Origin of the sequence: Acinetobacter sp. ANC 3832 (assembly GCF_002135415.1) — a bacterium.
Classification (GTDB): domain Bacteria; phylum Pseudomonadota; class Gammaproteobacteria; order Pseudomonadales; family Moraxellaceae; genus Acinetobacter.
Genome location: NZ_NEGJ01000001.1, coordinates 121,197 through 136,337, shown reverse-complemented (window position 1 = coordinate 136,337; position 15,141 = coordinate 121,197). Strand labels below are relative to the sequence as shown.

General features: G+C 38.0%; 14 protein-coding genes and 2 pseudogenes. All 16 read left to right on the top strand.

Translation table 11 applies throughout. The features are described from left to right. Window positions 1-146 precede the first annotated feature (146 nt). The 16 genes and pseudogenes from rlmN (at window position 147) to B9T35_RS00575 (ending at window position 15,131) form a co-directional block, all read left to right on the top strand. Entirely contained in the window at window positions 147-1,382 is a 1,236-nt protein-coding gene (rlmN, locus tag B9T35_RS00650; RefSeq protein ID WP_086189209.1) for a 23S rRNA (adenine(2503)-C(2))-methyltransferase RlmN, read from the top strand. Window positions 1,383-1,425: 43 nt separating this feature from the next. After that, window positions 1,426-2,232: a type IV pilus biogenesis/stability protein PilW gene (gene pilW, locus B9T35_RS00645; RefSeq protein WP_086189208.1), complete on the top strand. Its 807-nt coding sequence runs from the start codon at window positions 1,426-1,428 to the stop codon at window positions 2,230-2,232. Then, entirely contained in the window at window positions 2,223-3,014 is a 792-nt protein-coding gene (locus B9T35_RS00640) for a helix-turn-helix domain-containing protein (protein WP_086189207.1), read from the top strand. Before pilW ends, B9T35_RS00640 begins: the two co-directional genes overlap by 10 nt. 22 nt (window positions 3,015-3,036) lie before the next feature. Beyond that, entirely contained in the window at window positions 3,037-4,155 is a 1,119-nt protein-coding gene (gene ispG / locus B9T35_RS00635) for a flavodoxin-dependent (E)-4-hydroxy-3-methylbut-2-enyl-diphosphate synthase (protein WP_086189206.1), read from the top strand. A 10-nt stretch (window positions 4,156-4,165) separates the two neighbouring features. Beyond that, window positions 4,166-5,461: a histidine--tRNA ligase gene (gene hisS, locus B9T35_RS00630; protein ID WP_086189205.1), complete on the top strand. Its 1,296-nt coding sequence runs from the start codon at window positions 4,166-4,168 to the stop codon at window positions 5,459-5,461. A gap of 29 nt (window positions 5,462-5,490) precedes the next feature. Further along, window positions 5,491-6,192, top strand: a complete 702-nt coding sequence (locus B9T35_RS00625) for a YfgM family protein (RefSeq protein WP_086189204.1) — start codon at window positions 5,491-5,493, stop codon at window positions 6,190-6,192. After that, complete coding sequence (bamB, locus tag B9T35_RS00620; protein WP_086189203.1) at window positions 6,192-7,340, top strand: outer membrane protein assembly factor BamB; 1,149 nt, start codon at window positions 6,192-6,194, stop codon at window positions 7,338-7,340. Before B9T35_RS00625 ends, bamB begins: the two co-directional genes overlap by 1 nt. Window positions 7,341-7,507: 167 nt before the next feature. Then, window positions 7,508-8,917, top strand: coding sequence for a ribosome biogenesis GTPase Der (gene der / locus B9T35_RS00615; RefSeq protein ID WP_086189202.1), 1,410 nt, complete (start codon window positions 7,508-7,510; stop codon window positions 8,915-8,917). 168 nt (window positions 8,918-9,085) lie between these two features. Next, window positions 9,086-9,709: a beta-ketoacyl synthase chain length factor gene (locus B9T35_RS00610; RefSeq protein ID WP_086189201.1), complete on the top strand. Its 624-nt coding sequence runs from the start codon at window positions 9,086-9,088 to the stop codon at window positions 9,707-9,709. Then, window positions 9,703-10,549, top strand: a pseudogene (locus B9T35_RS00605) (lysophospholipid acyltransferase family protein). Before B9T35_RS00610 ends, B9T35_RS00605 begins: the two are co-directional and overlap by 7 nt. After that, window positions 10,533-10,793 carry a phosphopantetheine-binding protein gene (locus B9T35_RS00600; RefSeq protein ID WP_086189200.1) on the top strand — a complete coding sequence of 87 codons (261 nt, stop codon included), beginning with the start codon at window positions 10,533-10,535 and terminating at the stop codon, window positions 10,791-10,793. Before B9T35_RS00605 ends, B9T35_RS00600 begins: the two are co-directional and overlap by 17 nt. Before the next feature lie 9 nt (window positions 10,794-10,802). After that, a complete protein-coding gene (locus B9T35_RS00595; RefSeq protein ID WP_086189199.1) occupies window positions 10,803-11,051 on the top strand; it encodes an acyl carrier protein in 249 nt (82 codons plus the stop codon). Continuing rightward, complete coding sequence (locus B9T35_RS00590; protein WP_086189198.1) at window positions 11,048-11,608, top strand: septation protein IspZ; 561 nt, start codon at window positions 11,048-11,050, stop codon at window positions 11,606-11,608. Before B9T35_RS00595 ends, B9T35_RS00590 begins: the two co-directional genes overlap by 4 nt. A 112-nt stretch (window positions 11,609-11,720) precedes the next feature. Then, window positions 11,721-13,403 carry an AMP-binding protein gene (locus B9T35_RS00585; protein WP_086189197.1) on the top strand — a complete coding sequence of 561 codons (1,683 nt, stop codon included), beginning with the start codon at window positions 11,721-11,723 and terminating at the stop codon, window positions 13,401-13,403. Beyond that, window positions 13,400-14,131: pseudogene (locus B9T35_RS00580) on the top strand (glycosyltransferase family 2 protein); the annotation flags it as partial. The gene B9T35_RS00585 and the pseudogene B9T35_RS00580, both read left to right, overlap by 4 nt. 73 nt (window positions 14,132-14,204) lie before the next feature. Then, the gene (locus B9T35_RS00575; protein WP_086189195.1) at window positions 14,205-15,131 is read left to right on the top strand and encodes an acyltransferase; all 927 of its coding nucleotides are present in this window, start codon (window positions 14,205-14,207) and stop codon (window positions 15,129-15,131) included. The last annotated feature ends 10 nt before the right edge of the window (window positions 15,132-15,141 follow it).

The window sequence follows — 15,141 nt, the reverse complement described above, 5'->3', positions numbered from 1 at the left end:
TAAAACACATCTTGTTTATGAATTGATAACAGACCCTAAACCAGATAAGTGATATACTGCTTGTCTGGTTTTTTTATTGTTTTAAGATTTTATTGCTTAAATATTGAGCATAATCTTCATCCCCCGACATTGTTTAGGTAATACTCATGAATTCTGAAGTTGTCGCTTCATCGTCAAAGCAAGATGAACAGCAGCCTGCATCATCAAAGTCTGTACAGACTGAAACTGTTCAGAAAGTGAATTTACTTGGCATGTCACGTCCGCAAATGGAACAATTCTTCGAAGAAATTGGAGAAAAAAAATTCCGTGCGGGTCAGGTGATGAAATGGATTCATCAGTTCTTTATCACTGAATTTGCTGAAATGAGCAATATTTCAGGCAAACTTCGTGAAAAATTAGAAAAAATTTGTGAAATTAAAGCCCCTGAAGTTGTGCATCGTAACTATTCTAAAGATGGTACGCGTAAGTGGGTATTCCGTGTCGGAGACGGTGCGGGTTCTCTCGTTGAGACAGTATTGATTCCTGCTGAACATCGTTCAGGATTACGTCGTACTTTATGTATTTCTTCACAAGTTGGCTGTGCGCTTGACTGTTCATTTTGCTCGACAGGTAAGCAAGGTTTCCAACGTGACTTAACGCCAGATGAAATTATTGGGCAGTTATGGGTGGCAAACTATTCTTATATGGAAGAAGTGCCTGTGGCTGAGCGTGAGCGCTCGGTGACCAATGTTGTGATGATGGGTATGGGTGAACCTTTATTGAACTATGATGCTGTATTGAGTTCAATGCGGATCATGCTTGATGATTTTGCTTATGGCATGTCTAAGCGTCGTGTGACCTTGTCAACATCTGGTGTTGTACCAAAAATTGATCAGTTGGTGAAAGATATTGATGTTGCCTTGGCAATTTCTCTACATGCACCGAATGATGCGTTACGTAACGAACTTGTTCCTATTAATAAAAAATATCCATTGGCGCAATTGATTGCAGCATGTCAGCGTTATATTACCAAAGATGGTAATGAAAGCTCACGTAAGCATGTGACCATTGAATATGTGATGTTAGATGGTGTGAATGACCACCCTGAACATGCACAACAAATGATTAAGTTGTTGAAAAACTTACCCAGTAAAATTAATTTAATTCCATTTAACCCATTTCCACATGCGCCATATGCGCGTTCAAGCCGAAACCGAATTATTTCTTTCCAAAAAACTTTGTCTGATGCAGGATTTGTGTGTACGATTCGTCAGACACGTGGTGATGATATTGATGCTGCTTGTGGTCAATTGGTTGGACAAGTGGCTGACCGTACACGTCGTGCTGAACAATGGAAAAAGAAAGTTGAAGAACAGCATGTGATTATGCGTTCACAGGGTTAATAACGATTTTTAAAATTATAGGGGGCAAGCTTTGAGAAAACCTATGTATCAAAAAATGATCCTAGTAATAGCGATAGGTTTCTCAGCTTTGCTTTTACAAGCCTGCCAGACGACACAGACTGGTGGCACAATTACAAAAAAAGATCCTGAAAAAGCAGCAAAAGTACGCACCCAGTTAGCGGCTGAATATATTCGTTCAGGTGATTTAGATGCCGCTAAACGCGCTTTAGATCAAGCTTTAGAGGTTGAACCTCGTGATTCAACCGCAAATATGATGATGGGAGTTTTACTGCAACGAGAAGGCAGTAAGCTGAATATGGAAAAAGCGGATGCTTATTTTAAGCGCGCAATTTCCAAAGACCCTAAAAATGCACAAGCTCGTAATAATTATGGTACGTACTTATATCAACTTGAACGTTACAATGAAGCGATTGAACAATTCAGTATTGCTGGTGCAACATTGGGTTATGATCAGCGTTATCGTGCGTTGGAAAATTTAGGTCGTATTTATCTAAAAATTGGCGATGTGCCGAATGCTGAGAAAACATTCAAACAAGCGTTGCAAGTCAATCGCGATTCAATCATTTCAATGATAGAGTTGTCTGAAATTTTTTATTTACAGCAAAATTTTCCTGCTGCAAGTCAACTTTATGAACAATATGTTCGTGTGGTTGGTCAAAAGAATCAAGGCGCAAGAGCGCTTTGGATTGGCATTCGTGTTGCGCGTGCCAATGGTGATAATATGGGGATGCAAGTATTGGTCAACCAACTTCGAGCATTGTTCCCTGAAAGTCAAGAATATCAACGTTATTTGCAATTACAGTACAGTACTGAGGCCGTATGGAAGTAAATCCTAATTCACAACAACCTACTGGTTCAAATGCAGTACCTAATGGTTTAGGAAATGTTCAGCGTCCAGGTGAGTATTTACGCCAAACCCGTGTATCACAAGTTCGTGATATTAAGGATGTTGCTGCTGATCTAAATATCCCTGTAAAAACATTACAGGCTTTAGAGCAAGATGAATATAAGGCATTGCCTGAAGCGACCTTTATTAAAGGTTACTATCGTTTATATGCGAAATATTTAAAAGTTGATGCAACTGCCATTATTCAACGTTTTGATGAAATCTATGAAAATGATACGGGCTTATTGCCGAATCATGCCTTAAATAATTCTCCAATTAAAATTATGGGGAAATTGCCAGGTTCAAAGAGTGATCGCAATAAAAAATGGCTAAAGCGTAGTGTGATTACTTTAGTGGTGATCGCTGTGATTTGGGCATTGATCGCAGGCATCCAAAAATGGTCAGCAAACAAAAATGATGATGCTGAATCTAAGCCTCAAGAATCACAAGTTGAAGTTTTATCATTAAATAATGGTACAACTGCAAGTTCTGGTGATGAGATGGTATTGAATTTTAGCCATCCGACAGCAGTACATATTGTAGATTCGACAGGTAAAGTTTTAGCGACTGGTCGTCAAGCTGCGACATTAACTGTTCATGGTCAAACACCATTTCAAATTCGTCTTGATGATGCAACAGCTGTGTCATTGAGTTTGAATAACGAACAGATTTCATTGTCTCCATATACTGTGAACGGAAAAGCAGAATTCCGTTTATCTCGTTAATCTAATTGAGTCGAGCAGTACAATGATTGCAAATCCGATTAAACGCAAACCTACACGGAAAATTCGTGTAGGTTCTGTCTATGTAGGTGGTGATGCACCTATTAGCATTCAAAGTATGACCAATACTGAAACCTGTGATGTTGATGCAACAGTTGCACAGATTCAGCGTTGTGCAGATGTGGGTGCAGACATCATGCGTGTTTCAGTTCCATCGATGGAAGCAGCTGAAGCATTTGGTGAAATTCGGAAGCGTGTGACTGTACCTTTGGTTGCAGATATTCACTTCGATTATAAAATTGCCTTAAAAGTTGCAGATATGGGAGCAGATTGCTTACGTATTAATCCGGGTAATATTGGTTCAGAAGCGAAGATTCGTGAAGTTGTGGCTGCTGCAAAGCATCATGATATTTCCATGCGTATTGGTGTCAATGCTGGCTCTTTAGAAAAAGATATTCAGAAAAAATATGGCGAGCCAACAGGTCAAGCTTTGCTTGAGTCTGCAATGCGTCATATTGATATTTTAGACCGTTTAAATTTTCATGAGTTTAAAATTTCAGTTAAAGCATCGAATGTATTTCTAACAATGGATGCGTATCGTTTGTTGTCACAACAGGTTGATAATCCATTACATTTAGGTGTGACTGAAGCAGGAATTTATCGCACAGGTTCAGTCAAATCAGCGATTGCTTTAGGTGGTTTGTTGATGGATGGTATCGGTGACACGATGCGTATTTCCTTGGCTGCAGAACCAGAAGAAGAAGTGAAAATTGGCTTCGATATTTTAAAATCATTAAGCTTGCGCTCAAATGGTATTAATTTTATTGCTTGTCCGAGTTGCTCACGTCAAGAATTTAATGTGATTCAAGTGATGCAAGCTTTGGAAGAACGTTTGGAAGATATTCGTACACCGATGGATGTATCTGTGATCGGTTGTAAAGTGAATGGTCCAGGTGAAGCCAAAGAAGCAGATATTGGTATTGTCGGTGCAGCACCACGCTCACTTGTGTATCGAAATGGTGAAAAGAGCCATTTGATCGATACAAATCAGTTGGTTGATGAAATCGAAACGATGGTTCGTCAACGTGTAATAGAGCTTGAAAAAGCTAAATCGAAAGAGATTATTCGTACAAGTTTTGAGTAAGTTATAAGTCATGAGTTCAATTGTCGCAATTAAAGGTTTTAATGATGTTCTTCCGAGCCAAACAGCTGCTTGGAGACGTCTTGAGCAACATTTAGCATCATTAATGGATGCTTATGGTTATCAGCAAATTCGCTTGCCGATTGTTGAGCAAACTAACTTATTCAAACGCTCTATCGGTGATGCAACCGATATTGTTGAAAAAGAAATGTACACTTTCTTAGATAAAGGTAATCCACCTGAGTCTTTAACGCTACGTCCTGAGGGGACTGCGGGTTGTGTACGTGCGATGCTTGAACATAACTTGTTACGTGGTGCTACTCCGCGTGTATGGTATGTCGGACCCATGTTCCGCTATGAAAAACCGCAAAAAGGTCGTTATCGTCAGTTTCATCAGTTTGGTGTGGAAACATTTGGTGTAGCAACACCAGATATGGATGCTGAGTTGATTTTGATGACAGCACGTTTGTGGAAACGCATGGGTGTCGCAGATAAAGTTCAGCTTGAACTCAATACGCTTGGCGAGTCCGATGAGCGTGCTGAATATCGCGCTGCATTGGTTGGGTTTTTAACTGTACATAAAACTGAATTAGATGAAGATTCGCAACGCCGTTTGACAACGAATCCTTTACGTATTTTAGATTCTAAAGATGCACGTACGCAGCAAATTCTAGAAAATGCACCAAAATTACATGATTTCATGAAAGAAGATACCATGAATCATTTTGCACAATTGCAACAGTATTTAACGGATGCTGGTATTGCTTTTGTGATTAACCAAAAATTGGTACGTGGTCTTGATTATTATAATAAAACTGTATTTGAATGGACAACGACACATCTAGGTTCTCAAGGTACAATTTGTGCAGGCGGGCGTTATGATGGTTTAGTGGGTCAATTGAAAGCTAAGGCTGATCAGTCCGTACCTGCCGTTGGTTTTGCGATGGGAATGGAGCGTTTATTGCTTTTACTCGAACAAGTTGAAGATAATACGCCAGTACGTGATTGTGAAGTGTTTTTACTGGCTGATCCTGCTTCTCAGGCGAAAGCTTTGGTTCTTGCGGAACAAGTGCGTGATCTTTTGGAAGCGCAGAATAGTCCTATTCGTTTAAAAGTCGGTTCGCAAGGATCAATGAAAAGCCAAATGAAAAAGGCAGATCAATCTGGTGCGGTGTATGCCTTAATTTTAGGTGAAAGGGAATGGGAAGCTCAGCAACTCTTAGTGAAAGAGTTAGCGACAGCGGAACAAAGTGAAGTTGCGGTAGCGGATATCGTGCCATTCTTCATCAATAAATTTTCTTCAAAATAAGCGATAACATATAAGGAAAGGGCAATTACATGAACGCATTGACTGATGAAGAACAACTTGATGGTTTAAAGTCATTTTTCAAAAAGTATGGCTCAGCCATGATGAGTGGTATTTTAATCGCGTTGATTGCCTTTTTTGGTTGGGAATATTGGCAGAAAAAAACTTTGGCGGATAATCAAATACAAACTGCGAAAGTTCAGCAGCTGATGGATGATGCTAAAGCCGCTGCCGATAATCCAAATGCATTTGCAACATTGGCTGCTTCTGCGGATAAAATTGTGAAAGAAGATCCAAACTCTATTCAAGCACTTCAAGCTCAAATGGTGATGGCACGTTTGGCATATGATAAAAATGATTATGCAACAGCAGAACGTGAATTGAAAAAAGTTGAAAATTCGAGCCTTAAAGATGCTGGATTATTGCAGATTGTAAAAATCCGTTTGGCAGATGCTCAATTGGCACAAAAGAAATTTGATGAAGCATTGAAAACATTAGCAACAGTGACTGAGCCAGCTTTTAAAGCAACTGCTGAAGAGGCAAAAGGCGATGTTTATGTGGCTAAAAATGATATTGAAAATGCGAAAAAATCGTATCAAGCGGCATGGAATGCATTGATTGAGCGTAAACAAGAGCGTCAAATTTTACAAATTAAACTCGAAAGTGTAGGCGTATTAGTGGATGATCCACAACTCGAACGCCCAATTTTAGCAACACAAGTGGATGAGTCTTAATGGAAAGAAAATATAAAATACCTTTTGCTTTAGCGCTTCTATCTGCGGCACTCATAGGCTGCTCAAGTAATAAAGTGAAAGAAGTAAAGGTCAAACCGAATCCACTTCCTAAACTTGCTCAGGCAACGAGTTTGGTTCCTGTATTTTCTCAAAGTGTTTCTGCTACGTCAGCAGAAGATCCATTACGTTTAAGACTTGATACAGATAATGGAACGATTTTTATCGTTAATCCTAAAGGTGGTGTGGCTGCTTACAAAGGTAAACAGCGCCTTTGGGAAACGAAAGTTAGTAAACATGAATTGAGTTCAGGTGTCGAAGCTGCTGATGGTTTAGTGATTGTTGGTAATAAAAAAGGTCAACTTTTTGCCTTAGATCAAGCAACGGGTGCTCAAACGTGGACAGCACAATTGTCTGGCGCAATTATCAGCCCTGCTTTGATTCAGACAGGTCGCGTTATTGTTGTTGCGAATGATGGAACTGTATTTGCTTTTGATGAAGCAACAGGTCAGCAGGCTTGGACATATAAACTTGCCAATGCTCAGTTTAGTTTACGTGGTCAAGCAGCGCCGATCAGTATAGATCCAAGAACAATTGCTGTTGCAACGTCGAATGGTTATATCTATGCCATTGATAGTTTGACAGGTGTACCACGTATGCAACAACGTGTTGCAGTATCTGAAGGGCGTTCAGATATTCAACGTTTAATTGACATTGATGGTGATCCAGTTTTGGCTGGACAACTACTTGTAACAACAAGCTATCAAGGACAAGTCACAGCAACAGATTTAGCTTCACGCCGAGTAGTTTGGAGTGAAGATGCGAGCAGTTTAACTCGCCCAGAAGTGTTTGATAATAAAGTATTTGTTGCTGAAACTACAGGTAAGCTAACCGCTTATGATTTGGCAACGGGTCAACAGCTTTGGAAAAATGAACAATTACTTAATCGTGATTTAAGTAATCCTGTTGTTTTGGGACAAAATTTGGTTGTAGGTGATTTAGATGGTGTACTGCACCTGATTGATCCTAATACTGGAACAATCGTTGGCCGTTCAAAAACCAGCGGTGAAGTTCGTTTTTTACGTGTAATTGATAATCAACTTTATGTTTCGACCAGAAAGGGTGCATTAAGCATTTGGCAGAATCGTTAATTTTGTTCAGTTTATGTTAAACTAAAGCATATTCGTATTTTTAAAACCCGGGGTGATTGAATAATCGATACCCCGTGTTTTTATTTTAGGCCTATGCCTATTTTCTTCCTATACATTTCTGATGTTCAGACCAGTCCAACTGGCTGATCTTGAATAAAGGTTATTTTATGAAACCCGTAATTGCGCTCATTGGTCGTCCGAACGTCGGAAAATCAACGCTATTTAACCAGATTACCAAAAGTCGTGATGCACTTGTTGCTGACTTTGCCGGTCTGACTCGTGACCGTAAATATGGTGATGCTGTTTATCAAAATAAATCTTTCATTGTTGTTGATACTGGCGGTATTGGTGAGAATGATGCTGGTATTGATGCCTATATGGCTGAGCAGTCAAAAACTGCGATCAATGAAGCTGATATTATTGTTTTTGTTGTTGATGCGCGCGCAGGCTTACTTGCTTCAGATGAGCAGATTGCCCGTGAAATACGCACATTAGGCAAAAAAGTTTATCTTGTTGCCAATAAAGTTGATGGTGTACATGCTGAAGCCGCTGTAGTTGAATTTTATCAACTTGGTTTTGGTGAGCCTATTCATGTTGCTGCTAGCCATGGTCGTGGCGTTGCACAAATGCTTGAAGATATTCTTGTTGATGTGCCTGAAGATGAAGATGCTGATGCGCACGACAAAGCAACAGGTTTACGCCTTGCAATTATTGGTCGTCCGAATGTAGGTAAATCTACATTGGTTAACCGTTTGTTGGGTGAAGAACGTGTGGTTGCATTTGATGAACCAGGTACAACACGTGACTCTATTTATATTCCATTTGAACGTGATGGTCGTCAATACACCTTAATTGATACAGCAGGTGTGCGTCGTAAAGGTCGTGTAGATGAAATGATTGAGAAATTCTCAATTGTGAAAACGCTACAAGCCATTAAAGATGCACATGTTATTGTTGTTGTCTTGGATGCTCGTGAAGGCGTGGTAGAACAAGATTTGCATTTAATTGGTTATGCGCTTGAAGCAGGTCGTGCCATGGTAATCGCCATTAATAAATGGGATAACATGACTGAATATGATCGTAAGCAATGTAAATTAGATGTAGATCGTCGTTTTGACTTTATCCCTTGGGCGAAAGTACATTTAATTTCAGCTTTGCATGGTACAGGTGTGGGGGAAATGTATCCTTCAATTCACCGTGCTTATGATTCGTCACACTTGAAAGTAACACCAGCAAAATTAACACAAATTTTGAATGATGCGACGGATGCACATCAACCACCAATGATCAGTGGTAAACGTATTAAAATGCGTTATGCGCATATGGGCGGACAAAATCCACCAACAATTGTCATTCATGGTAATAAAGTCGATAAAACGCCTGCGGATTATCGTCGTTACTTAGAAAATGTATTCCGTAAAGTGTATAACCTTGAAGGAACACCTGTTCGAGTTGACTTTAAAACTGCTGAAAATCCATTTGAAGGGCGTAAAACTCAAATGGATGAGCGTATTGCTGCACGTAAGCGTCGTTATGTTCAGAAGTTCAAAAAGGCTGAGAAGAAATTTAGAAGCTAATCTAAATTTATTTAACCCTAAAACCCAAAGTTTACTTTGGGTTTTTTTGTAAAGTGATTGTGGTAAAAAAACTCAAGAGTATTTTTTATGTTGTTTTTTGTTTCAAATGCTATAATTGATTCAATAACGCAGCAAATGCAAAAATAAAAGATTAGGTAATAGATAAGCATGATTCAGATCAAAGTATCGCAACTGAGTATTAGTTGTGCTGGAGAGACTTATCCTGCGCTTGAGAATATTGCTGCGATGCAACGTAGACGTTTATCTACAATTGCAAAAATGGCATTAAATAGTGCAATTCAGTCTAAAGCCGATACTCAAATTGAGTATATTGTTTGGGCTTCACAATATGGTGATGAAACTAAAACTTATAAAATTTTAGAAGATGTTTTACAAGATATGACGCCGTCACCTACGCAGTTTTCAACTTCAGTTCATAATGCAATTGCAGGCTTGTATTCAATTTTATGCCAAGATTCAACACCTTCCATCAGTTTGAGTGCCACTTGGTCTGAAGCCTTAGTTGAAGCTTATGCCTATTTAAAAACACAGGCGATCCATGGTAAAGCATTGGTGGTTTATTATGATGAACCTTTACCTGCTGTATATACTGAATATACAGCGTTTCAAGGATTTGCAATGGCAGCTTTGGTTGAGTTAAATGAACCAAATTTAATGTTGAAATTAGATAATATTCCAAATATTGAGCACAAATTTATGGATGCACTAAATTTCCATGATTTTTTTAAACAAACGTCAGTCCGTGAAATGTGTGTTTGGTCAGTATGTTAAATTTGAATGGTTTCAAAAAAACTGCTGAGAAGAAAGTAAATCAACTCAAAACAAAAGCCCATTATGCATGGCGTATTGGTGCAACAGGTTTTAGCTTTGCAAGTTTTGGTGTGGGTGGGGTTGTTATTGGGGGCGTTATTGCACCGTTAGTGAGTTTAAGTTCAAGAAATCATGCTCTAAGACAGCAACGTGCTCAACAGGTGATTCGACATAGTTTTAAAGGTTTCGTCGAAATGATGGTCAGCCTAGGGATTATGACTTATGAGGTTGATGGTTTAGATAAATTAGAAAATAGTCGTCAAGAACTTGTTATTGCGAATCATCCAACTTTAATCGATGTGGTTGTTTTAATTGGTTTGATGGAAAAGGCCAACTGTGTGGTTAAAGAAGCATTATGGTCAAACCCTTTTACCAAAGGGCCTGTACGCAGTGCGGGTTATATTCTCAATGCGGGTTCTGAACAGTTTATTCAGGATTGTGTTGTTCGCTTAAATGAAGACCAAGCGGCTTCTTTATTGATTTTTCCTGAAGGAACGCGTACAGCCAAAGGAGATATTCTCAATGAATTTCAACGTGGCGCAGCGAATATTGCTATTCGTGCCAATGTACCAATACGTCCGATTTTAATAAAATGCACACCATCTACATTAACCAAAAATGAAAAGTGGTATCACATTCCATCTGAGCCCTTTCATATTCAGATTAAAGTATTAGATACCATACATGTTGATGAGATCTTAGAAGATACAACAGTGTCTCCTAAGCAAGTTCGTCAGCTTAACCAAAAACTTCAACAGTTTTTTAACCAAGAGTTATTGAAAAAATGAGCAATCTTGCTGATGAATTAAAACAAATGATTATTGATGTACTTGCTCTAGAGGACATCAGCATAGATGATATTGAAACGGAAGCACCACTATTTGGTGATGGATTAGGTTTAGATTCAATAGATGCTTTGGAGTTGGGTTTAGCGTTAAAAAAACGCTATAACATCCATTTAAATGCTGAATCTTCAGATACTAAAGAACATTTTAAATCGGTTCAAAGTTTAGTTGCTTTGGTTGAAGCCCAACAAAAAGCATAAGAGGTTATGATGTTAACGCAAGAACAAATACTCAAACAATTACGTTCATGGATGGAAGAATTATTTGAAATTGAGCCGAATGATATTCAGCTTGATTCGAATCTTTATTCTGACTTAGATGTAGATAGCATCGATGCAATTGATTTGGTTGTTAAAATTAAAGAATTAACTGGAAAGCAAGTGCAACCTGAAGACTTTAAAAATGTGAGAACCATTCAAGATGTAGTGACTGTTATTCACAATATGTCTGCTGAATGAAACATTTTATAAAAGGGATAGTGATTACATTATTCATTCTTTATCCCTTTTTGGTGGGGTGGAGCTTGTCCCACGGGCAATTTATTTGGGTCAGTGCTTTACTCGTCGCTTTAGGTATCATACGTTTATTCAGTAAAAGCCATAGTTTAATGTGGCCATTAACTTGGTTTGCAATATTGTGTGGTGGTTTGAGTTTGATTTTAAAAGATCATGCTTGGCTGAAAATGTATCCTATTTTAATGAGCTTAGGTGCTTTGATTATTTTCGCATCGACCTTAATTAAACCACCTTCAATGATTGAGCGTTTTGCACGACTGGTTGAACCTAATTTACCTGAATCAGGTGTTGTTTGGACAAAGAAAGTGACACTGGTTTGGTGCGTTTTCTTTGCTTGTAATGCTGTCATTGCTTTAATGACGGTATTTTTAGCATCCATGCAGGTCTGGGTGATTTATAATGGCTTTCTGTCTTATGTATTGATGGGACTATTATTTGTGGGTGAGTTTATTTTGCGTAAACGCCATCAGCGTTTAAATGCCAATGAGTTAAATCATTAGATACTTTACTTAAATTTCTACAAGTCCTTTTATCTCCTATACTAACAAGATATTAAAAGGCTTGATCCCAGGCGTTTATTTGCAATCATATTACTCGAGTTATTTACTTATCATGACATGCCATTTCCAAAATCATATTCAATCTACACAAGTTTTATGTGTTCGAGATGATTTAACTCAAATTCGCTTTAGTGAGTTTTGGCAAGATGTGCATGCTCAATCTATTATTATAAAAACACAAACAGAACAAACTTGGGCGTTATGGGAAAGTGACAGTTATGAGTTTTTAGTGCTGTTATTTGCTGGATTGTTTGCCAATAAAGATATTTTAATTGCGCCTCACCGAGTAAAAGATTTAGAGATTGAACTCGAAGAGCAAGGGATTTATTTTTTAGTACGAAGTGATCATTCTGTATCTAGAGATGGAGAGATCGCTTCCTTAAATATGGATGATACTTTTCTAAATCAGGCTCAGGTTTATTTTTATACTTCAGGTTCAACTGGGCAACCTAAAAAAATTCCAAGAACACTGAAACAACTGTTAAATGAAGTACAAGGTTTAGACCAAAGTTTTGTGTTAGAGCAGCCAATTATTGCAATTGCGACAGTCAGCCATCAGCATATTTATGGTTTATTGTTTAAATTGCTTTGGCCTTTGGCGAAAGGTCATTGTTTTTATAATACGCAACTTGCCTTTCCTGAAGATGTGATTGATACCCAGAATAAAATAAAAGGATTGAGTGGTCATAACTATGTGATTTCGAGCCCAGCATTGCTTAAGCGCTGGACAACAGATGTTATTTTGCAAGATTGCACGATGGTATATTCTTCGGGTGGAAAGCTCGATAGTGGTGTACGTCCTTTATTAAATCGTCCAATTATTGAAGTTTTGGGGAGTTCTGAAACAGGTGGTATTGCACATCGTCAGCAAGATGAAGCATTATGGACGCCGTTTGCTAATGTTGATATTCAAATTGTTGCACAAGAAGAGCTTGCAGTAAAAAGTAATCATGCATTTAGTCAAGATTGGATTTTGACAGGTGATCGTGCGCAAGCCATTGAACAAAATAATGATAAAAGCCCGTTTCAGCTCTTGGGTCGTATAGATCGAATTGTAAAATTAGAAGAGAAGCGTTTAAGTTTAGATGCGATTGAACAAAAAATAGTATCTCTGAAAGAAATACAGCAGTGTCATGTACTCGTGATTAATCATGATCAGCGACAAATTCTAGTTTGTGTAGCCGTTTTAAACTCAGAAGCACAGCAAGACTTAAAAAGTGAAGGGAAAGCACAATTTGTTCGAAAACTAAAAATACAATTACAAGAAAAATTAGAGCCTATTGCGATTCCACGGCAATGGCGATTTTTAAGTCAATTGCCACAAAATGCACAATCTAAATTGAATAAACACGATATTCAGTCTTTATTTCAGCCAATATTATTGCCTGTGGTATTAGAGCAGCAAATGGGTTTGGAGCAAGGAAAATATATATTAGAATTTCCGCCAGAACTTGCATGTTTTAAAGGACATTTCCCCAATTATCCAATTTATCCTGGGGTGGGGCAAATTGGGTTTATTCAACATTTTATCAAACAAATATGGTCAGATCTAGCTTGGTGTAATGGTTATGAACAACTTAAATTTCAAGATTTAATTCATCCATATAGTGTGCTTGAACTCAGCTTAAAACGTAAGCAACATAAAATTAGTTTTGAGCTTAAAAATGAGCTGAAAGTTCTTGCTTCAGGGCGTTTATTGTTTGCATCCCAAAATAGTACTGGGGCTGAATGTTGAATACTCAATATGGTTTTGTCATCCCTGTCTATAATCATCCATACTATCTACAGACTTTAATTGAGCATTTAGATACTTTTCATCTTCCGATTATTGTAGTGAATGATGGTAGTGAACTGGATTGTTCTGAAATATTAAAACAGCTCGACCAGCAATTTCCAAATATGGTTTTAGTCGAGCATGAAAGCAATCAAGGTAAAGGTCAGGCTGTGATTACTGGACTTAACAAAGCACATGATTCGGGCTTAAGCCATGCTTTACAATTAGATTGCGATGGGCAACATGATTGGAATGATATTACTCAGTTTTTAAAAATTTCAGAAACCAACCCTCAGGCGATGGTCATCGGGCAGCCTATTTTTGATGAAACTGTACCCAAAGGTCGTTTGTATGGTCGTTATGCAACGCATATTTGGGTTTGGATTAATAGCTTGTCTTTCGAGATTAAGGACAGCATGTGTGGATTCCGAGTGTATCCACTCAATGAAACATTAAAAGTTTTAAACTCGGCAAAATTTCAACCGAGAATGGGTTTTGATAGTGAAGTTTTAGTCCGCTTAAAGTGGAATAATGTGCCTTTTATCAATCTGCCAACCAAAGTCATTTATCCTGAATATGGAATTTCGCATTTTAATGTCTGGCGAGATAATCTCGGAATGTCTAAAGCACATGCGCGATTATTTGCAGGTATGTTGATACGTTTGCCGAAATTGATGATGTATAAAATATCCAATTCTAGAACTGCTAAATTGAAGACATTAAAAATTGATCAGAAATCCAAATCGATAAAAGGTTCAGAACATGACTGAATCCAACTCACCTCAATGGAATGAAATTAAAGAAAAAGGTGGAATGTTGCCTTTGACTTTAATGCTCTGGTTTTACCGTTTAGGTGGACGATTTTTATGTCGCATTATTTTGAATTTTATTATTTTATGGTACTGGCTCTTTTCACACACTGCGAAGCAGGCTTCATTACTCTATTTACAAAAGGTTCATCAGTTTGCTGAGGAGCAGTCACCTTTTCCTCAAATGCCGACACTCGCTAATACTTATGTTCATTTGATGCAGTTTGGTGAATCTATTTTAGATAAGATTGAAGGGTGGCTAGGGCATATTCCAGAAGAAAAGTTAAATTTACATGGTCATGAGTTTTTTAAAGCACACTACCAAAAGGGTGCGATTATCGTGGTATCGCATTTTGGCAATGTCGAGCTGTTAAGAGCAATAAAATCTGAACACTCTCAAAAACTTAATGTATTGGTTTATCAAAAGCATGCTTCAAAATTTAATCAGTTTTTAAAAAAATTAAATGATAAAGCCGATGTAAGTTTAGTGTCTGTAGATGAATTGGGTATTGAAACAGCATTACTTTTGCAAGAAAAATTAGAACAAGGGGAGTGGATCATTGTTGCTGCAGATCGTGTGCCTGTGCAGTCTGATCGTGTTCAATCAATTCCTTTTTTAGGCGATGAAGCACATTGGCCACAAGGTGCTTGGATTTTAGCAAATTTATTGAAAGTACCCGTGTTGGCTGTGTTTTGTTATCGCTACCAAAATAATTTTGATGTGCATATTCATCAACTTGCAGATCGTATTGAATTGCCTCGTGCAACACGTATGCAAAGCATGCAATGGGTCATGCGAAATTATGTGGCTTTACTCGAACAGCATTGTATTCGTGCGCCGTACCAATGGTTTAATTTTTATCTTTTTTGGAATAAGTAAGTGGAAAAAA